This is a genomic window from Aquitalea sp. ASV15, from assembly GCF_016429115.1.
Classification (GTDB): domain Bacteria; phylum Pseudomonadota; class Gammaproteobacteria; order Burkholderiales; family Chromobacteriaceae; genus Aquitalea; species Aquitalea magnusonii.
This window is the reverse complement of record NZ_JAELTZ010000001.1, coordinates 115407-134889: the sequence shown is the minus strand read 5'-3', so window position 1 is coordinate 134889 and position 19483 is coordinate 115407. Positions and strand designations below refer to the sequence as shown.

Below are 19483 nucleotides of genomic sequence, written 5' to 3'. Positions count from 1 at the left end.
CACTGCTGGAACGATTAATACGATTTTTCTTATATTTTAATCATGGCGGCCTTCTTCATAATAGTTCCACGCAATTAAGCCTTTCGTACAGTCTCAACCCAAGACCAGCCCGACGACGCGGAATTGCTCCCACCACAATGCAAAGGACCAAGCCATGAAAATTCGTCAACTGCTGTCCGCCAGCCTGCTCGGCCTCGCCACCCTGTCTGCCGCCAGCGTATCCCTGCCCGCCGCCGCTGCCACCACAGCAGCCGCCCAGCAAAATGCCAACCTCAGCATGCTGTCACGTGACAATGCCGTGCTGCTGCTGGTGGATCACCAGGTGGGCCTGATCAGCGGTGTGCGCGACACCACGGTGGGCGACCTGAAACACAATGTGGTAGCACTGGCCAAAGCCGCGCGCACGCTGGGCGTGCCGGTCATTGTCACCGCCACCATGCCGGATGGCATGTGGGGGCCGACCATGCCGGAACTGACCGCCGCGCTGCCCGGTGTGCAGGTGATCAGCCGCACCGTGATCAATGCCTGGGAAGACCCGAAAGTACGCGCAGCCATCGAAAAAACCGGCCGCAAGCAAATCATCGTCGCCGGTGTATCGCTGGAAATCTGTGCCAGCTTCCCGGCGCTGTCGGCCAAGGCCGCTGGCTATGACACCCGCGTGGTGCTGGATGCCTCCGGCACCTTTAATGAAGCCAAGCGTACTGCCGGCCTGCAGCGCCTGCTGGGTGCCGGCATCCCGGTCACCGACTATGCCACTGCTGCCGTAGAGATGCTGCGTAGCAATGTCGACCCCAAGGCCGGACAGGTGTATGGCGATCTGGACATGCCCTTCGCCACCCTGGTGTGGCAGATGCAAAGCGGCTTCAGCAAAAAGTAAGCCGCTGCAGTGAGTCCTGCAAACGCCTGTCCGCAGTCAGGCACTGGCCGTAGCGTACGCATCATCCGCATCACTTTTTAAAGCGAGGGGAACACCATGTCACAACATGAAAATGCCAATCTGAACATGCTGTCACGCGATAACGCAGTTGTACTGCTGGTCGATCATCAGGTCGGTCTGATCAGTGGGGTACGTGATATCCCGCTGGGCGATCTGAAACACAATGTGGTGGCACTGGCCAAAGCCGCGCGCACGCTGGGCGTGCCGGTCATTGTCACCGCCACCATGCCGGATGGCATGTGGGGGCCGACCATGCCGGAACTGACCGTCGCCCTGCCCGGGGTGCAGGTGATCAGCCGCACCGTGATCAATGCCTGGGAAGACCCGAACGTGCGGGCCGCCATCGAGCAAACCGGTCGCAAGCAAATCATTGTGGCTGGCGTATCGCTGGAAATCTGCGCCAGCTTCCCGGCCTTATCGGCCAAAGCCGCTGGCTACGATACCCGTGTGGTACTGGACGCTTCCGGTACCTTCAACGAAGCCAAGCGTACTGCCGGCCTGCAACGTCTGCTGGGTGCCGGCATTCCGGTTACCGACTATGCCACCGCAGCGGTGGAAATGCTGCGCAGCAATGTCGACCCCAGCGCGGGTGAAGTTTACAGCGACATGGACATGCCGTTTGCCACGCTGGTATGGCAGATCCAGAGCGGATTCACCAAGACCTAAGCACCCGCAGTGAGCACGGCCAGCACCCGCTTGAGGGAGCTGGCTGCCCACAGCCTCCAAACAAGCCAGACAGAGCGAATCCGACATGAAACAAGCAGACAAGGTGGCCGTCATCACCGGCGGCTCACGGGGCATTGGTGCAGCCATCGCGCACAAGCTGGCCAGCCAGGGCGCACAGGTGGTGATTGTCTATCGCAGCAATCAGCAACAGGCCGAACAAGTTGTCGCCGACATCATCAGCCAGGGTGGCAAGGCCGAGGCCCATGCAGCCGATGTCAGCCAGGAACAGGCAGTGCGCGACGTGCTGTCGGCCATCGCCACCCGCTTTGGCCGCATCGACATCCTCATCAACAATGCGGGCGTCTTCAAGGGACGCAGCCTGGCCGACGTGGATGCCGAGCATATCGCCCGTGTGTTCGACGGCAATATGGGCAGCATGCTGCTGATGACCCGCCATGCCCTGCCGTTTTTCCCGGAGCATGGCGGACGCATCGTCAATCTGTCCAGCAACCTGATCTACTCACCACGCATCGGCACGGCCATTTATTCGGCCAGCAAGGCCGCCGTTTCGGTACTGACCCACGCCTATGCGCTGGAACTGGGACCGCGCGGCATTACTGTCAATGCGGTGGCACCGGCCATGACCGAAACCGACATGACCGCAGCCACGCCGCGGGCGCGGCGCGAAGCCGTGGCCAGGGGCACACCGCTGGGGCGGGTGGCACAGCCGCAAGACATTGCCGATGTGGTGGCATTCCTGGCCAGTGACGAGGCGCGCTGGATTACCGGCCGCACCCTGCTGACTGATGGCGGCCTGACCGATGCCCTGTAAGGCTGCAACGGGCATGCATGTACTGACGGTGGAACTGACCATCAAACCAGAGTGTGTGGCTGATTTCCTGCAAGAACTTCAACAGTTCAGCCGTTTCATTCTGCAGCAAGAGGCTGATTGCCTGCGCTTTGAGATTTTCCAGAACGATGACGACCCTTGCCGCATCCTGCTGCTGGAAGGCTGGAGCAGTCGTCGTCATCTGGAAGCAGTGCAGTTGCAGCGCGCTTACTATCAGCCCTATTTCGCCAAGGTACAAAGCATGTTTGCCGCAGAACGCTTGCTGCGGCACTGGCAGCCGCTCCCCCTTCAACAACGCTGCGGCCGCCTGGCCCGGCGGCAATCAGGACTCACACCATGACTCAACTGAAGATTTCCGCAGCAGTCCACGGCCAGCCGCTCACCATCGGCACCGGCTTCCAGGCCCAGCATTTTGGCGAAGACATGTTCCACGGGCTGATCGACCCGGTGGTGATGGTGGATCACTTCCACATGACCGCCCCCACCTTTGAGCCCCACCCGCACGCCGGTATTTCCGCTGTCACCTATCTGTTCGAGGACGCCAGCAGCCCGCATGTCAATTACGACTCCATGGGCAATCAGGGGCCTATCGTACCCGGAGCCCTGCACTGGCTGGCGGCCGGGCGTGGCGCGGTACATACCGAACAACCGGAAGGTGCCAATCCGCATGTGCATGCACTGCAGATTTTCGTCAATCTGCCCGCCAGCAAGAAAATGCAGGCACCGTTTGCCGTACATGCCGATCCGGCAGCCATCCCGGAATACCGCGCCCCAGGCGTGCGGGTACGCATTGCCGCCGGCAGCAGCAATGGCATCACCGCCGCCCACAGCGCGGATTTGCCAGAAGCCTTTACCCTGCTGGATGGCTTTATCGAACCGGGCCAACGCTTCACCCATGAACTGGAGCCCGGCTGGAATGCCATGCTGTATGCCATCGATGGTCCCTTACAGCTGCAGGCAGCAGGACAAACCACCGACATCCCGGCGGGAAGCGCGGTTGGTATCGGCCTGGATGCTACGGCGACACAAGCCGCTGCATTACAGCTATACAGCGCCGAAGGCTGCCATTTTGTCTTGCTATCCGGCCCGGCGCTAAAAGAACCCCTGGTCAAGCACGGTCCCTTCGTGATGAATAGCAGCGCAGAAATCAACGAGCGCATCCGTGCCTATCAGCGTGGCGAGTTCGGCCAACTGAGCGAGGACTGGCTGCGCAACAGCCGTCAGCCAGCATGACGACGCCGACCCGGCCGGCAGCCGCGCCGGCCACCCACTGGCCGGCCGTGCTGATTGCCATTTTTGCTGGTGCGGCCGGAGCCTTCTGTCTGGGCAAGGTGCCGGCGGTGCTCGGCCTGCTGCGCCATGAGCTGGGGCTGACGCTGGTGCAAGGCGGCTGGATCGCTTCGGCTTTCAATAGCCTCGCCATTGTGTTCAGCCTGTTCATGGGCTTGCTGCTGGCACGCTGGAATGCCCTGCAAGCCGGTGTCATCGGCCTGTTGTTGCTGCTGCTTGGCGGCGGACTGGCCCTGCCGGCACACGGGCTGGACATGTTGCTGGCCTCGCGAGTGATTGAAGGCATCGGCTTCCTGCTGGTATCAGTTTCCATGCCCAGCATGATCGTCAGCCTGGCCAACGATCAGGACAAGCGGCTGGCACTCAGCCTGTGGGCAGTCAACCTGCCACTGGGTGCAGCCATCGGCATGCTGCTGACTCCCGCTTTGGCGGCAGTGGGCGGCTGGCGACTGGCCTGGCTGACCGGCATGGCGCTACAGTTGCTGGCCTTGCTATTGTTGCTGGCTTGCAAACCGGCCTTCCGCCAACACAGCACCGAGACAGCGGCGCCTGCATCCGGACAGACAGCACCTTTTACCGTATTGCGCCAGGCTGCAGTCTGGCGTTATGGCCTCGCCTTCATGCTGTATACCCTGATGCTGTGGGCAGTGTTTGTCTGGCTGCCCACCATGTTGCATGGCCGGCCAGAGCTGACTGCCAGCCGCATCGCCCTGCTGTCGGCACTGGCCGTGGTAGCCAATATTCCCGGCAACCTTGCTGGCGCCTGGCTGCTCAGGCGCGGTATGGCACGCGATACGCTGATTTGCAGTGCGCTGGGGCTGATGGGCCTGAGCGGCGTGCTTGCCTTCTGGCCCGGCCTGTCGGCGGATGCCGCCTATCTGCTGTGCCTGCTGCTGTCATTTTGCGGTGGCGCAGTACCGCCAGCCGCCCTGTCGTCGGCACACGGCCTTAGCCGTGGACCGGTACAGCTGGCCGTGTTGCAAGGCTACTTTGTACAACTGGCCAATCTGGGACAGTTACTCGGCCCCTTGCTGCTGGCGGCCATGGTGGCAGGTGCCACCGACTGGAGCGTGGCGCGCTGGCTGTTTCTGGCCGGAGCCCTCATCGCTGCCATGCTGTTTGCCTTGCGGCCACGCAGCCATTAGCATGGCCTGCTTCTGCCATCGCCGGAGCCTGCCGTGCTCGACCCGAAACAACTGGAAGCCCTGTCCGCCGTGGTGGACAGCGGCGGCTTCGACAAGGCCGCACGCAAGCTGTTTCTGACCCAATCGGCCATTTCCCAGCGCATACGCCAGCTGGAAGAAAACCTGGGGCAGCCGGTACTCACCCGCACCAGCCCGCCCGCGCCCACCACTGCCGGCCGCCTGCTGCTGCAACACTTCCGCCAGCTCAGCCTGATGGAAGGCGAACTGCTCAACACCCTGTTGCCGGATGGCGAACAAAGCGACTTCACCACCCTGGCGGTGGGGGTGAATGCCGACAGCCTGGCCACCTGGTTTCTGCCGGCCGTGCAGACGCTGATGCAGCGCCGCCGCTTGCTGTTCGACGTGATGATGGATGACCAGGACTATACCCACGAGCTGATGCGCAGCGGCCATGTCGCCGGCTGCATCGGCACCCGCGACACGCCGATCCAGGGGGGCGAATGCCACTTTCTCGGCTGCATGCGTTATCTGTGCCTGGCCACGCCGGACTTTGCCGCCCGCTACTTTGCCGACGGCTTCACCCATGCGGCGCTGGCGCAGGCGCCGGCCATCATTTTCAGCGGCAAGGACGATCTGCACAGCCAGTTTCTGCGCCAGGTAGCCGGCTACGACGGCAGCACGCCGCATATCACCCTGCCCACGCCGCAGGGCTTTGTGCAGGCCACGCGGCTGGGGCTGGCCTACAGCCTGCTGCCGGAGCTGATGATAGATGACGATCTGCAAAGTGGCCGCCTGCTGGATTTGCTGCCGGGACAGTATGTCGACCTGCCGCTGTACTGGCACCACTGGCGGGTGGAGTCGGCACTGGCCGCCGACCTGAGCAGCGCCCTGCTGGACTGGGCCAGGCAGGTGTTGCGTCAGCAGCGACCAGAGCGTTGACAGCCGCCAAGCGCAGGTGCAAGATCACGCGCCCTGCTTCAGGATCAGACACCATGCCGCAGCACACCCCCACCCCGGCCCAGTGGGCCGCGCTCGAACAGGCCGCCCGCGCCGCCGCCCGCCGTGCCTATGTGCCCTATAGCCGCTTTGCCGTCGGTGCGGCCATTCTGGATGACAGGGGCCAGATCCATCCCGGCTGCAATGTGGAAAATGCCAGCTATGGCCTGGCCAACTGCGCCGAGCGCACCGCCATCTATTCGGCACGGGTATTGCACGATCTGCAGCAAATCGTGGCGGTCTGCGTCTACACCCCCACCGCTACCCCGACCTCGCCTTGCGGCGCCTGCCGTCAGGTACTGAACGAGTTTGGCCCCACCATGCTGGTACGCTGTATCTGCGATGGCAGCGAACGCATCGACACCACGCTGGATGTCTTGCTGCCGCATGCCTTTGGCCCGAAAAACCTGAGCGACGCGGCCAGTTCTACCTAAGGACCAGCAGCGGGGCCGACCAGCACTCCCGCAGCACATATAAAAAAACGGAAGCCCTGAGGCTTCCGTTTTGTTTTGCAGCGCAACTCCAGGCCGGTCTGGCGCGGCTGACAAAATAGCGCAGCGGCCCTGGGGCAAGGCGCGCCGACGCAGACAGTACATAAAGTACGGCAAGGAGGCGCAACGCTGCCACAGGGGTTTTGTCAGCTGCGCTTAGCCCACCCAGCGACGTGCCGAGGCAAACATGCGGAACCAGGCGCCGTTTTCGCCCCAGTTATCCGGGTGCCAGCTGTTCTGCACGGTGCGGAACACCCGTTCCGGGTGCGGCATCATGATGGTAAAGCGGCCATCGGCGGTGGTGACACCGGTAATGCCGCCCGGAGAACCGTTCGGGTTCAGCGGGTAGGTTTCGGTGGCGCGGCCATCGAAATCGACATAACGCAGCGCGGTAATCACGCCATCCTGTGCGCCCGGCGCAAACACGGCACGACCTTCGCCGTGGCTGACCACTACCGGCAGCTGGCTGCCCACCATGTCGGCCAGGAAGATGGACGGCGATTCGGTCACTTCCACCATGGTGAAGCGGGCCTCGAACTGCTCGGAGGCATTGCGCTGGAACTTCGGCCAGTGCTGCGCCCCCGGAATGATGCCGGACAGATTGGACATCATCTGGCAGCCATTGCACACGCCCAGCGCGAAGGTATCAGCACGCTGGAAGAAGGCTTCGAACTGCTCGCGGGCACGCGGGTTGAACAGCACGCTCTTGGCCCAGCCTTCGCCGGCACCCAGCACGTCGCCGTAGCTGAAGCCACCGCAGGCAGCCAGGCCCTTGAAGTCTGCCAGCGACACGCGGCCGCTGATGATGTCGCTCATGTGCACGTCCACCGCCTGGAAGCCGGCGCGGTCGAAGGCGGCAGCCATTTCCAGCTGACCGTTCACCCCCTGCTCGCGCAGGATGGCCATGCGCGGACGCGCACCGGTGGCGATGAACGGCGCCGCCGGGTTTTCTTCGGTATCGAAGGACAGCTTGGCAAACAGGCCCTGCGACTTGGTATTGGACAACAGCAGATGCTCGCTGTCGGCGCAGGCCGGATTGTCACGCATGCGTTGCAGGCGATAGCTGGTTTCGCTCCACGCCTTGTGCAGGTCGACACGGCTTTCGCTGAACAGCTCCTCACCATGATGGTTGATGACCAGGCGGTCCTTGCTGTTGATCTTGCCCAGCACAAACAGCTCGCGGCCAATGCCGGCAGCCATGAAGCGGGAGATCACCTCGGAGGTGTGGGCCTTTTTCACCTGCAGCACGGCGCCCAGCTCTTCATTGAACAGCACGCGCATGATGCGGCCATGGGTGGCGGCTTCTGCCGTCGGCTGCACGAAATCGTCGATGAAGCGCTGGGTGTTCTTGCGCTCGATCACCAGCTCCTGCAGGTCAACCGTCAGGCCGACATGGCCGGCAAACATCATTTCCGCCAGCGTGGCGAACAGGCCGCCATCGGAACGGTCGTGGTAGGCCAGCAGCATGTCGTCGCGCAGCAGGCTTTGCACGGTGTTAAAGAAAGCGGCCAGCTGGGCCGGGCTTTCCACATCCGGCGCACGGCCTTCCATGGCCTTCCATACCTGGCCATAGATGGAGCCACCCAGGCGGCAGCGGCCGTAGCCCAGGTCCACCAGGATGATGTCGGTGTCTTTTTCATTGCGCAGTTGCGGGGTCACCGTCTTGCGCACATCTTCCACCGGCGAGAAAGCGGTCACGATCAGCGAAACCGGTGCCGTCACCGACTTCTTCTCACCGCTGTCTTCCCACACGGTTTTCATCGACAGCGAATCCTTGCCCACCGGGATGCTGATGCCCAGGTCCTGGCTCAGACGCGATACCGCCTCCACGGTCTGGTACAGGCGGGCTTCTTCGCCCGGATGACCGGCAGCGGCCATCCAGTTGGCGGACAGCTTGATGTTGCCGATATGGCTGACAAAGCTGGCGGCAATATTGGTAAGCGATTCGCCAATGGCCATGCGGCCGGACGCAGCAGCGTCGAACAAGGCGGTCGGGGTACGCTCGCCCATGGCCATGGCTTCGCCACGATGGCTGTTAAAGCCCATGGTGGTCACGGCCACATCGGCCACCGGCACCTGCCACGGACCCACCATCTGGTCGCGTGCGGTCATGCCGCCCACCGAGCGGTCGCCGATGGTGATCAGGAAGGATTTGTCAGCCACGGCCGGATTGCGCAGCACACGGTAGGCGGTTTCCTTCAGGTCGAAGCGCGAGGCGTCGAACACGCGGAATTCCAGCGGCACGGTCTTGACGTCGCGGGTCATGCGCGGCGGCTTGCCCAGCAGCACTTCCAGCGGCATGTCTACCGGATTGTTATTGAAGTGGTCATCGCGCACTTGCAGATGGCCGTCATCGGTGGCCACGCCCAGCACGGCAAACGGGCAGCGTTCGCGTTCGCAAATGGCGGTGAAGCGGTCCAGGTCCTGCGGCAGGATGGCCAGTACGTAACGCTCTTGCGATTCATTGGACCAGATCTGCATCGGGGTCATGCCCTTTTCTTCCAGATGCACCTTGCGCAGATGGAAGATGGCACCACGGCCGGCGTCGTTCACCAGCTCCGGGAAGGCATTGGACAGGCCACCGGCGCCCACGTCGTGAATGGACACGATGGGGTTGGCGGCACCGTACTGCCAGCAGCGGTCGATCACTTCCTGACAGCGGCGTTCGATTTCCGGGTTGCCACGCTGTACCGAATCGAAGTCCAGGTTTTCGCTGTTGGCACCGGTATCCATCGAGGACGCCGCGCCGCCACCCAGACCGATCAGCAGGCTGGGGCCACCCAGCTGGATCAGCAAGGCGCCTTCCGGAATTTCATTCTTGTGAATCTGCTGCTGCTGAATGCTGCCCAGACCACCGGCAATCATGATCGGCTTGTGATAGCCGCGCACTTCGCCATCCACCACTTCTTCAAAGGTGCGGAAGTAGCCGGTCAGGTTGGGACGGCCGAATTCATTATTGAAAGCCGCACCGCCAATCGGGCCATCCAGCATGATTTGCAAGGCGGAGGCGATGCGACCCGGACGGCCGTATTCGGCCTGGCTGTCGCTGTACACTTCCCACGGCTGTTTGAAGCCCGGAATGTTCAGGTTGGATACGGTAAAACCGGTCAGGCCAGCCTTGGGGCGCGAACCGCGGCCGGTGGCGCCTTCGTCACGGATTTCGCCACCGGAACCGGTGGAAGCACCTGGGAACGGGGAAATGGCGGTCGGGTGATTGTGGGTTTCCACCTTCATCAGGATGTCGGTCGGTTCGGTGGTGAAACCGTACTCGGCTGTTTCCGGCGCCGGGTAGAAGCGGTCGATAAAGGCCCCCTCGATCACCGAGGCATTATCCTTGTAGGCCACCAGTGTGCCTTCCGGATGGGCATCATGCGTGTCACGAATCATGCGGAACAAGGACTTGCCCTGCTCTACGCCATCGATCACGAACTGCGCATTGAAAATCTTGTGACGGCAATGCTCCGAGTTGGCCTGGGCAAACATCATCAGCTCGACGTCGGTGGGATTGCGGCCCATGCGGGTGAAGTTTTCCACCAGATAGACGATTTCGTCTTCGGACAGCGCCAGGCCCAGCGTGCGGTTGGCGGCTTCCAGCGCCGCGCGGCCACCGGCCAGGATGTCCACGCTGGTCAGCGGTTGCGGGTCCATGTGCACGAACAGCTTGTCGGCATCGTCCAGCGTGGCCAGCACGGTTTCGGTCATGCGATCGTGCAAGAGGCCCGCCAGAATCTGACGAGCCTCTTCACTTAAAGATATACCGGCGGTGCTGATCCAGTAAGCCGTGCCGCGTTCGATGCGTAGCACTTGCTCCAGCCCGCAGTGGCGGGCAATGTCGGTGGCCTTGGAGGCCCAGGGCGACAGCGTCCCCAGTCGTGGCGTCACCAGGAACAGCTCGCCCTGTGGTGCTTCCGGGTACGGGGCCTCGCCATAATTGAGCAGCTTGCCCAGAATATCTTGCTGTTCGGTCGAGAGTTGGCTTTCGCTTTCGGCGAAATGCCAGAATTCGGCTTTCACGCTGATCTCGGGCAAACCGGCCTCGGCCGCCGCAGCGAGAAGTTTTTCAAGACGAAACTGGGACAGGGCGGCACCGCCCCGCAGCTTGAGAATGGTCGACATGCAACACTCGCGACAAGTATCAGGAAAGCGCGTCATAATACAGCAAAACAGGCCGTGCATTAAGGCCATTCTGCGGCGAATGTCGGGCAATCAACCGTCCACAGCGCATTTCCGGAACAATAAAGTCACCGCAAGGAGCACCCGAGCATGAAAAAAATCGAAGCCGTGATCAAACCCTTCAAACTGGACGAAGTGCGCGAAGCCCTGTCCGACATCGGCATCAACGGCCTGACTGTCACCGAGGTCAAGGGCTTTGGCCGCCAGAAGGGCCATACCGAGCTATATCGCGGCGCAGAATACGTGGTGGACTTCCTGCCCAAGGTGAAAGTGGAGGTCATCCTGGCCGACGACCTGGTGGACCGCGCCATCGAATCCATCGTGGCCGCCGCCCGCACCGGCAAGATCGGCGACGGCAAGATCTTCGTCACCCCGGTGGAGCAAGTGGTGCGCATCCGCACCGGCGAAACCAACGAAGACGCGATTTGATCAGCGCCCTGCTCGCGGCACCGCCGGCAGCAGGGCAAGAAAAAAGGCCGCAGATGCGGCCTTTTCAGCTGACAAGCACGGTGCAGATTATTTCCACACCTTCCACCACGGCATTTCTTCCACCACCCACGGCGTAGCCAGATATTTGCTGTTGGGGTAGTTCAGCGCCAGTACGCGCTTGGCATCGCCACTGAGCTGGGTCAGGCCCAGCTTGTCGTAGGCAGTCACCATCAGCGCCAGCGCCTCTTCCGGATACTTGGTATTGGAATATTCCTTTACCACGCCCTGGGCACGGTTGGCCGCGGCCAGGTAAGCACCGCGTTTCATGTAGTAACGGGCCACGTGCATTTCACTGCCGCCCAGCGCGTCCACCAGACGATCCATCTTTGCCAGCGCATCCGCACTATACTTGCTGCTGGGGAAACGGGTGGTCAGTTCGCGGAAGGCCAGGAAAGATTCGCGCGCAGCCTTGGGATCGCGCTCGCTCATGTCCTGACCAGCCCATTTCGACAACATGCCCTGATCGTCGTTGTAATAGACCAGGCCCTTCAGGTAGTACATGTAATCCACATTCGGGTGTGCCGGATGCAGTTTGATAAAGCGGTCGGCAGCGGCGATCGCCAGCTCCGGTTCATTGTCCTTGTAATGGGTATAGGCCAGGTCCATTTCGGCCTGCTGGGCGTAGCGACCATAGGGGTAGCGCGCTTCCAGCGTTTCGTACAGCTTGACAGCACGGGTATAATTACCGCTATTCAGTTCATCCCGAGCTTCCGAGTAGAGCTTTTCCACGGTCCAGCCGCGCGTTTCGTCGTAGGTTTCCGTGGTTGCACAACCGGCAAGCCCCATCACCAACATTGCTGCTACAACGTATCTTTTCATGACCGATCCTTACTTTGACTCGGAGGATTATAGCGATATCTCGGAAAACGAGGTATCTGCTCGACAACAGCTGGAGGTTCCGCTCTCTTTGGGTAGCGAACGCCTCGACGCAGCTCTTGCCAAACTCCTCCCCGATTACTCCCGCAGCCGCCTGACCCAATGGATCAAGGATGGCCAAGTACTGGTGGACGGCAAAGTCGTCCCCCCGAAAACCAGGCTGCTGGGTGGCGAAAAGCTGGACGTTACCATTGTTCAGTCAAATGGAGAAATGGCTTTCCAGGCGGAAGCCATGGATTTGCCCATTGTTTACGAGGATGACCACATCCTGGTGGTGAACAAACCGGCCGGCCTGGTGGTGCATCCGGCCAGCGGCAACTGGACCGGCACCCTGCTCAACGGCCTGCTGCACCACTGCCCGGCCCTCGCCCATGTGCCGCGTGCCGGCATCGTGCACCGGCTGGACAAGGACACCTCCGGCCTGATGGTGGTGGCCAAGACCCTGCAAGCGCAAACCGAGCTGGTGCGCCAGATGCAGGCGCGCAGCGTCAAGCGCATCTATCGCGCCATTGCCGATGGCATCGTTCCCTACGATGGCACCATCAACACCCTGATCGGCCGCGACCCGCACAACCGCCTGCGCATGGCCGTGCTGAAGTTTGGCGGCAAGACCGCCATCACCCATGTGCGGGTGCTGGAACGCTACGACGCCCACTCCTATATCGAGTGCAAGCTGGAAACCGGCCGCACCCACCAGATTCGCGTCCACATGAAGGAAGCGCGCCACCCGCTGGCCGGCGACCAGCTGTACGGCAACCCGCGCCACAAGATGGACGACGACATCGCCGCCGTGGTGAAACACTTTGGCCGCCAGGCCCTGCACGCCTACAAGCTGGCGCTGATCCACCCGGCCACCGGCGAGGAACGCAGCTGGCAGGCTCCGCTGCCGGACGATTTCCGCTTGCTGCTGGACACCCTGCGCGGTGAAAGTGGCGAACGCATGGAGCAGGCTGCCCCGCTGGCCGATGAATGGGAAGACGACGAGGACGAGGATGACGAAGACGACGACGGCGACATCGAGGTCATCTATGTCCGTGACTGAAACCGGCAGCAGCCCGCTGCTGCAGGCCGACTGGCCGGCCCCGGCCACCGTACGCACCCTGCTCACCACGCGGCAGGGTGGCGTCAGCCAGCCGCCCTACGACAGCTTTAACCTGGGCATCCATGTCGGCGACCAGCCGGAAGCCGTTGCCGCCAATCGCGAACAACTGCGCCTGCTGCTGCCGGACGAACCGGCCTGGCTCAACCAGGTACACGGCACCCATGTGGTGGATGCTGCCGAAATCGGCGAAACCCTGCTCGACGCCGACGCCAGCTACAGCCGCCAGCCGGGCAAGGTGTGCGTGGTGATGACCGCCGACTGCCTGCCGGTGCTGCTGTGCGATGATGCCGGCAGCGTGGTTGCCGCCGCCCATGCCGGCTGGCGCGGGCTGTGCGATGGCGTACTGGAAAGCACCGTCAGCGCCACCGGCGTGCCCCCCGCCAGCCTGATGGCCTGGCTGGGGCCGGCCATCGGCCCGGATGCCTTTGAAGTGGGCGCCGAAGTACGGGCCGCCTTTATCGCTTGCGACGCCGCCGCGGCCAGCGCCTTCACCGACATCGGCGAGGGCAAGTATCTGGCCGACATCTACCAGCTGGCGCGCCAGCGGCTGGCGGCACTGGGCATCGACCGGGTATATGGCGGCGACTACTGCACCGTCATCGAGCGCGAGCGCTTCTTCTCCTACCGCCGCGACGGCGTGACCGGCCGCATGGCCAGCCTGATCTGGCTGCAAGCGCAGCACTGACCCGGCCCGGCAATCATTGCGAGCACGGCAGCCCCTGCACGGACAGTGCGGCGGCTGCCGTTTTTCCTTGCCATCCACGCCTGACGGCCAGTTATCGATGAACTGTCATCGAACTTTCATGCCAACAGCGTAGCAGGCGCGCAACAGCGGCAAAACACCAGATGTTGTGGCAGACATGCATCACCCCCCAGATGCTTGTCTTTGCTGGATTTCCTGCCAGCCCCCCAGGCTGGCCGCCCTGCCTCAAAAAATTCCTAGTGCCCTGCAAGCCTTATCTGGCGCGGATTTCGCATTTTCTGAGCGCTGTCAAGACTTGCCGCATCGCGCCGGGAACACTAGAATTTGGGCCAATCAAGCAGTACAAACATATATATTGTGTTTATTCACAACGAACACACAGCTTTTCAACAGACTTGTCCACAGCCCTGCCCGGCCTGCCACCCAGGCCGCAGCGCAACAGACGCAAACCACCCAAAGAGGGCAATATGCAACTGACCACCTTTGAAGGGCAAACCGCCGCCGAGCTCGGCCGTGCCGCCGCCCCCCAGGCCGACTTCAGCCACTACAAGACCATTCGCCGCAATGGTGCCGTAGTGGCATTCGAGCCGGTCAAGATCTCCATCGCCATGACCAAGGCATTCCTGGCCGTGATGGGGCATCAGGGCGCTACGTCCGCCAGCATCCGCGACAAGGTGGCCCAGCTGACCGAGCAGGTGGTCAACGCCCTGATGCGCCGCAAGCCGGAAGGCGGCGCCATTCATATCGAAGACATCCAGGACCAGGTTGAACTGTCGCTGATGCGCTTTGGCGAACACGACGTGGCCCGCGCCTACGTGCTGTACCGCGAACAGCGCTCGCAAGAACGCGCCGCCCGTGGCGAAGCACTGACCCAGATCCAGATCAACGTCATCCGCAAGGACGGCCGCAAGCAGCCGCTGGACATTGCCCGCCTGCGCGCCGGCATCGAATCCGCCGCCCAGGGCCTGGCCGGCATCGATATCGACGCCATCCTGTCGGAAACCCTGAAGAACATCTACGACGGCGTATCGCTGGACGAAGTCAACAAATCCGCCATTCTGGCCGCCCGCTCCATGATCGAACAGGATCCGGCCTACGACTACGTCACCGCCCGCCTGCTGCTGGACAGCATCCGCCTGGAAATCCTGGACGAATCGGTCAGCCAGGAAGAAATGGCCGAGCGCTATGCCGACTACTTCCCGCAGTTCATCAAGAAAGGCATTCAGGCCGAACTGCTGGACGAACGTCTGGCCGAGTTCGACCTGAAAAAACTGGGCGCCGCCCTGGACGCCAAGCGCGACCTGAAATTCGGCTACCTGGGCCTGCAAACCCTGTTCGACCGCTACTTCCTGCACATCGACGGCACCCGCATTGAAATGCCGCAGGCTTTCTACATGCGTGTCGCCATGGGCCTGGCCCTGAACGAAGTGAACCGCGAAGCCCGCGCCATCGAGTTCTACAATGTGCTGTCCAGCTTCGACTTCATGTCGTCCACCCCCACCCTGTTCAACTCCGGCACCCGTCGCAGCCAGCTGTCCAGCTGCTACCTGACCACCATTGCCGACGACCTGGACGGCATTTACGAGGGCCTGAAGGAAAACGCCCTGCTGTCCAAATTCGCCGGTGGCCTGGGCAACGACTGGACCCCGGTGCGCGCCATGGGCAGCCATATCAAGGGCACCAACGGCAAATCGCAAGGCATCGTGCCCTTCCTAAAAGTGGTCAACGACACCGCCGTGGCCGTCAACCAGGGTGGCAAGCGCAAGGGCGCGGTATGTGCCTACCTGGAAACCTGGCACGCCGACGTGGAAGAATTCCTCGAACTGCGCAAGAACACCGGTGACGACCGCCGCCGCACCCACGACATGAACACCGCCAACTGGATTCCGGACCTGTTCATGAAGCGCGTGATGGAAGGCGCCGAATGGAGCCTGTTCTCGCCGTCCGAAGTGCCTGACCTGCACGACCTGTATGGTGCCGCCTTTGAAAAGCGCTACCAGCACTACGAAGCCATGGGCGAACGTGGCGAGCTGAAAGTGTACAAACGCATCCCGGCGCTCAGCCTGTGGCGCAAGATGCTGACCATGCTGTTTGAAACCGGCCACCCGTGGGTGACCTTCAAGGACCCGTGCAATATCCGCAGCCCGCAGCAGCACATGGGTGTGGTACACAGCTCCAACCTGTGCACCGAAATCACCCTCAACACCAACGACGACGAAATCGCCGTGTGCAACCTGGGCTCGGTCAACCTGGCCGCCCACATGGGCGCCGATGGCAAGCTGGACGCTGAAAAGCTGCAGCGCACCATCCGCACCGCCCTGCGCATGCTGGACAACGTCATCGACATCAACTTCTACCCGGTGAAAAAGGCGCGCAATTCCAACCTGAAGCACCGTCCGGTGGGCATGGGCATCATGGGCTTCCAGGACTGCCTGCACATGAAGCGCGTACCCTACGCCTCGCAGGAAGCGGTGGAATTTGCCGACGAATCCATGGAAATGGTCGCCTACTACGCCTACTGGGCCGGCACCGAACTGGCCGAAGAACGTGGCCGCTACCCGTCGTACAAGGGCAGCCTGTGGGACCGTGGCCTGCTGCCGCAAGACAGCATCAACCTGCTGGCCGCCGAACGCGGCGGTTACCTGGAGATGGACCGCACCGAACGCCTGGACTGGAATGCCCTGCGTGAACGCATCAAGCAACACGGCATGCGCAACTCCAACACCCTGGCCATCGCCCCGACTGCCACCATCGCCAACATCATTGGCGTGTCTGCCAGCATCGAGCCGACCTACCAGAACCTGTTCGTCAAATCCAACCTGTCCGGCGAATTCACCGTCACCAACGAATACCTGGTGCGCGACCTGAAAAAAGCCGGCCTGTGGGACGAAGTGATGGTGGCCGACCTCAAGTACTTCGACGGCAGCCTGGGCCGCATCGACCGCATCCCGGCCGAGCTGAAAGCCATCTATGCCACCGCCTTTGAAGTGGACCCGAAATGGCTGGTGGAAGCAGCATCGCGCCGTCAGAAGTGGATCGACCAGGCCCAGTCGCTCAACCTGTACATGGCTGGCGCATCCGGCAAGAAACTGGACGACCTGTACAAGCTGGCGTGGATTCGTGGCGTGAAAACCACCTACTACCTGCGCACCCTGGCCGCCTCCAGCGCCGAAAAATCCACCGGCAAGGGCGGCGAGCTGAACGCCGTGGCCAGTGGCCTGAACCCGGCCTACAACGCTGCACCGGAACAAGCCGCACCGGCCGTCGAGGTGGACCACACCCCGGCCACCGACGCCAAGTTCTGCAGCATTGACAATCCGGATTGTGAAGCCTGCCAGTAAGCAGGCAAACAAGACGGATTGACGCGAAGCGACAACCCGGACGATGCCGGAGCACCGCGACGGCATCCAGCCCGCAGGGCGCGCGAAGCTTGCCAGTAAGGCAAGCAAGCAGGATAGATTGATGCGAAGCAACAACCCGGATCCCTGTCGCTCCGCGGCAGGGTAGCTTGAAAAGCTGGCGAAGCCTGCCAGTAAGCAGGCAAACAACACGGATTGACGCGAAGCAACTACCCGAACCCCTGTCGCAGTACGACAGGGTAGCTTGCAAAGCTGGCGAAGCCTGCCAGTCAGCAGGCAAGACGGATAGACGCAACACCAATCGCAAACCACTGGCCGCTCACCCGGCCAGCCCATTTCCAAACCGCTTGCCCGCAGGCGGTTTCCGAATGGGGAAGTGTAAGAGCAAACAAAGGTGCAGCCAGCATGGCCAGCCCTTGTCTGAACCAGGCCCGCAAGGCCCCAACAATCAGAGATGCCCATGACACTTCAGGAGTTTTTTAACCGTTACAGCCAGGCCTACTCGGCACTGGATGCACGCGCCGTATCGGCCCTGTTCACCCGGCCCTTCACCGCCGTGCACCATGGCCAGATCGCCACCTTTGGCATCAACGACGAAGAAATGCTGTACCAGACCACGGCCGGCATTCTCGCCTACTACCGCGCCCAGGGCGTCACCAGCGCCAGCTGCCATCTGGCCGAAGTACTGTCCTTTGGCAGCGAGCTGGCCACCGTCAAGGTACGCTGGACCGCCCACCGCCACCAGGCCGAGCCGTGGATGTTCTCCACCGGCTACCACCTGAAACGGGAAAACGGCGAATGGCGCATCTACGGCCTGGCACAGTTTGAAGAACACAGCCATCCGGCCCAATGAGCCGGACAGACTTCTCAAGCCGGCTGGCCGCAGCCGGCTTCGGAAGACCGAACCAACACACGGGGAGAACGGCATGAGCACCACCCTCTTCTGCAGCGCCAGCCGCGCCGCGCAGCATCCGGAACAAGACCGCTACCGCAAGCTGGGCCTGGTACTGGTCGACCTGCCGCAGCCGCTGCGCGACACGCCGGCCACCCCCCGTACCGCCATCCGCATCATGCGCCAGAGCGCCATGCAGCTGGAACAAGCCCCCTGTCAGCCCGACAGCCGCACCAGCACGCATGCCCTGCCCGGCGCCAGATACCAGATCCAGCCGACCGCCCCACAAGGCGTGGCCGGCAAATAAACACGGAGAATGCAAAACATGTTGAGCTTTGACGATACCCCGGTACAAAAACCGGCCGTTCCCACCAGCAACGACAAGCACACCGGCGGCCGCGTCAATGCCGTTGACAAAAAAGTCATCAACGGCACCACCGACGTCAACCAGCTGGTCCCGTTCAAGCACAAATGGGCCTGGGAAAAATACCTCGCCCAATGTGCCAACCACTGGATGCCGCAAGAAGTGAACATGCAGCGCGACATCGAACAATGGAAAACCGGCCAGCTGTCCGAAGATGAAATGCGCATCGTCAAGCGCAACCTGGGCTTCTTCGTCACCGCCGACAGCCTGGCCGCCAACAACATCGTGCTGGGCACCTACCGCCAGATCACCAGCCCGGAATGCCGCCAGTACCTGCTGCGCCAGGCTTTTGACGAAGCCATCCACACCCACGCCTACCAGTACATCGTGGAAAGCCTGGGCCTGGATGAAGGCGAAGTGTTCAACGCCTACAACGAAATCAAGTCCATCCGTGACAAGGACGAATTCCTGATTCCGTTTATCAACGTACTGTGCGACCCGGCCTTCAAGACCGGCACCCTGGAAAACGACCAGAAACTGCTGCGTTCGCTGATCGTGTTTGCCTGCATCATGGAAGGTCTGTTCTTCTACGTCGGCTTTGTGCAAATCCTCGCCCTCGGCCGTCAGAACAAGATGACCGGCGCCGCCGAGCAGTACCAGTACATCCTGCGTGACGAATCCAGCCACTGCAATTTCGGCATCGACCTGATCAACACCATCAAGCTGGAAAACCCGCAGCTGTGGACCGACAGCTTCAAGGCCGAAATCGTCGAGTTGTTCAAGCAGGCGGTGGAGCTGGAATACGCCTATGCCGAAGACACCATGCCGCGTGGCGTGCTGGGTCTGAACGCCAGCATGTTCAAGGAATACCTGCGCTTTATCGCCAACCGTCGCATGCAGCAGATTGGTCTGGACCAGCTGTTCCCGGGCGTGAACAACCCCTTCCCGTGGATGAGCGAGATGATTGACTTGAAGAAGGAGAAGAACTTCTTTGAGACCCGCGTGACGGAGTATCAGACTGGCGGGGCGTTGAGCTGGGATTGATTACTTTTAGCGTCGAACGACAGATAAGTTTGCAAAAACGACGCTTTAGACTGCAATAAACGACATATGACATTGCAAGTTTAAACATCGGAAACAACGCAAATTT

The 19483-nt window shown here is 61.8% G+C and carries 17 protein-coding genes; 15 read left to right on the top strand and 2 right to left on the bottom strand.

The genetic code is table 11. The features are described 5' to 3' along the window. Positions 1–154: 154 nt before the first annotated feature. From JHD64_RS00630 to JHD64_RS00595, 8 genes are all read left to right on the top strand, one after another. Positions 155–877 carry an isochorismatase family protein gene (locus JHD64_RS00630; RefSeq protein ID WP_199051928.1) on the top strand — a complete coding sequence of 241 codons (723 nt, stop codon included), beginning with the start codon at positions 155–157 and terminating at the stop codon, positions 875–877. Between the two features lie 96 nt (positions 878–973). After that, complete coding sequence (locus JHD64_RS00625; RefSeq protein ID WP_199051927.1) at positions 974–1603, top strand: isochorismatase family protein; 630 nt, start codon at positions 974–976, stop codon at positions 1601–1603. Between the two features lie 85 nt (positions 1604–1688). Further along, entirely contained in the window at positions 1689–2435 is a 747-nt protein-coding gene (locus JHD64_RS00620; protein WP_199051926.1) for an SDR family NAD(P)-dependent oxidoreductase, read from the top strand. Between the two features lie 13 nt (positions 2436–2448). Further along, a complete protein-coding gene (locus tag JHD64_RS00615) occupies positions 2449–2793 on the top strand; it encodes a putative quinol monooxygenase (protein ID WP_199051925.1) in 345 nt (114 codons plus the stop codon). Next, positions 2790–3686, top strand: a complete 897-nt coding sequence (locus tag JHD64_RS00610; RefSeq protein ID WP_199051924.1) for a pirin family protein — start codon at positions 2790–2792, stop codon at positions 3684–3686. Before JHD64_RS00615 ends, JHD64_RS00610 begins: the two co-directional genes overlap by 4 nt. After that, the gene (locus tag JHD64_RS00605; RefSeq protein ID WP_199051923.1) at positions 3683–4888 is read left to right on the top strand and encodes a CynX/NimT family MFS transporter; all 1206 of its coding nucleotides are present in this window, start codon (positions 3683–3685) and stop codon (positions 4886–4888) included. The genes JHD64_RS00610 and JHD64_RS00605 overlap by 4 nt, the downstream gene beginning before the upstream one ends. A 33-nt stretch (positions 4889–4921) precedes the next feature. Continuing rightward, on the top strand, positions 4922–5827 hold the full coding sequence (locus JHD64_RS00600; RefSeq protein WP_110312868.1) for a LysR family transcriptional regulator ArgP: 906 nt from the start codon (positions 4922–4924) through the stop codon (positions 5825–5827). Positions 5828–5880: 53 nt separating this feature from the next. Continuing rightward, positions 5881–6318, top strand: coding sequence for a cytidine deaminase (locus JHD64_RS00595; RefSeq protein WP_110312867.1), 438 nt, complete (start codon positions 5881–5883; stop codon positions 6316–6318). A 213-nt stretch (positions 6319–6531) separates the two neighbouring features. On the opposite strand, the gene purL is transcribed toward JHD64_RS00595, so the two are convergent. After that, entirely contained in the window at positions 6532–10491 is a 3960-nt protein-coding gene (gene purL / locus JHD64_RS00590; RefSeq protein ID WP_199051922.1) for a phosphoribosylformylglycinamidine synthase, read from the bottom strand. Between the two features lie 147 nt (positions 10492–10638). On the opposite strand from purL, the gene JHD64_RS00585 reads away from it, so the two are divergent. Continuing rightward, positions 10639–10977: a P-II family nitrogen regulator gene (locus JHD64_RS00585; RefSeq protein ID WP_103524502.1), complete on the top strand. Its 339-nt coding sequence runs from the start codon at positions 10639–10641 to the stop codon at positions 10975–10977. A gap of 87 nt (positions 10978–11064) precedes the next feature. On the opposite strand, the gene JHD64_RS00580 is transcribed toward JHD64_RS00585, so the two are convergent. Further along, a complete protein-coding gene (locus JHD64_RS00580; protein ID WP_059285499.1) occupies positions 11065–11856 on the bottom strand; it encodes an outer membrane protein assembly factor BamD in 792 nt (263 codons plus the stop codon). On the opposite strand from JHD64_RS00580, the gene rluD reads away from it, so the two are divergent. The 6 genes from rluD to JHD64_RS00550 all read left to right on the top strand — a co-directional run bounded on the left by rluD (position 11855) and on the right by JHD64_RS00550 (position 19377). Further along, positions 11855–12955, top strand: a complete 1101-nt coding sequence (gene rluD / locus JHD64_RS00575; RefSeq protein WP_199051921.1) for a 23S rRNA pseudouridine(1911/1915/1917) synthase RluD — start codon at positions 11855–11857, stop codon at positions 12953–12955. The two genes, JHD64_RS00580 and rluD, sit on opposite strands and share 2 nt — an antisense overlap. After that, positions 12942–13700 (top strand): peptidoglycan editing factor PgeF, encoded by a 759-nt coding sequence (gene pgeF / locus JHD64_RS00570; RefSeq protein ID WP_199051920.1) that lies wholly within the window; start codon positions 12942–12944, stop codon positions 13698–13700. The genes rluD and pgeF overlap by 14 nt, the downstream gene beginning before the upstream one ends. Positions 13701–14185: 485 nt before the next feature. Next, complete coding sequence (locus JHD64_RS00565) at positions 14186–17059, top strand: ribonucleoside-diphosphate reductase subunit alpha (RefSeq protein WP_059285763.1); 2874 nt, start codon at positions 14186–14188, stop codon at positions 17057–17059. Between the two features lie 478 nt (positions 17060–17537). Further along, positions 17538–17930: a DUF4440 domain-containing protein gene (locus JHD64_RS00560; RefSeq protein ID WP_110312864.1), complete on the top strand. Its 393-nt coding sequence runs from the start codon at positions 17538–17540 to the stop codon at positions 17928–17930. 73 nt (positions 17931–18003) lie between these two features. After that, entirely contained in the window at positions 18004–18276 is a 273-nt protein-coding gene (locus tag JHD64_RS00555) for a hypothetical protein (protein ID WP_059285744.1), read from the top strand. 18 nt (positions 18277–18294) lie between these two features. Continuing rightward, the gene (locus JHD64_RS00550) at positions 18295–19377 is read left to right on the top strand and encodes a ribonucleotide-diphosphate reductase subunit beta (protein ID WP_059285764.1); all 1083 of its coding nucleotides are present in this window, start codon (positions 18295–18297) and stop codon (positions 19375–19377) included. The last annotated feature ends 106 nt before the right edge of the window (positions 19378–19483 follow it).

Coding starts and splice junctions, on each gene's coding strand:
- JHD64_RS00630 (WP_199051928.1), top strand. CDS start 155: ATGAAAATTCGTCAACTGCTGTCCGCCAGCCTGCTCGGCCTCGCCACC.
- JHD64_RS00625 (WP_199051927.1), top strand. CDS start 974: ATGTCACAACATGAAAATGCCAATCTGAACATGCTGTCACGCGATAAC.
- JHD64_RS00620 (WP_199051926.1), top strand. CDS start 1,689: ATGAAACAAGCAGACAAGGTGGCCGTCATCACCGGCGGCTCACGGGGC.
- JHD64_RS00615 (WP_199051925.1), top strand. CDS start 2,449: ATGCATGTACTGACGGTGGAACTGACCATCAAACCAGAGTGTGTGGCT.
- JHD64_RS00610 (WP_199051924.1), top strand. CDS start 2,790: ATGACTCAACTGAAGATTTCCGCAGCAGTCCACGGCCAGCCGCTCACC.
- JHD64_RS00605 (WP_199051923.1), top strand. CDS start 3,683: ATGACGACGCCGACCCGGCCGGCAGCCGCGCCGGCCACCCACTGGCCG.
- JHD64_RS00595 (WP_110312867.1), top strand. CDS start 5,881: ATGCCGCAGCACACCCCCACCCCGGCCCAGTGGGCCGCGCTCGAACAG.
- purL (WP_199051922.1), bottom strand. CDS start 10,491: ATGTCGACCATTCTCAAGCTGCGGGGCGGTGCCGCCCTGTCCCAGTTT.
- JHD64_RS00585 (WP_103524502.1), top strand. CDS start 10,639: ATGAAAAAAATCGAAGCCGTGATCAAACCCTTCAAACTGGACGAAGTG.
- rluD (WP_199051921.1), top strand. CDS start 11,855: ATGACCGATCCTTACTTTGACTCGGAGGATTATAGCGATATCTCGGAA.
- JHD64_RS00580 (WP_059285499.1), bottom strand. CDS start 11,856: ATGAAAAGATACGTTGTAGCAGCAATGTTGGTGATGGGGCTTGCCGGT.
- pgeF (WP_199051920.1), top strand. CDS start 12,942: ATGTCCGTGACTGAAACCGGCAGCAGCCCGCTGCTGCAGGCCGACTGG.
- JHD64_RS00565 (WP_059285763.1), top strand. CDS start 14,186: ATGCAACTGACCACCTTTGAAGGGCAAACCGCCGCCGAGCTCGGCCGT.
- JHD64_RS00560 (WP_110312864.1), top strand. CDS start 17,538: ATGACACTTCAGGAGTTTTTTAACCGTTACAGCCAGGCCTACTCGGCA.
- JHD64_RS00555 (WP_059285744.1), top strand. CDS start 18,004: ATGAGCACCACCCTCTTCTGCAGCGCCAGCCGCGCCGCGCAGCATCCG.
- JHD64_RS00550 (WP_059285764.1), top strand. CDS start 18,295: ATGTTGAGCTTTGACGATACCCCGGTACAAAAACCGGCCGTTCCCACC.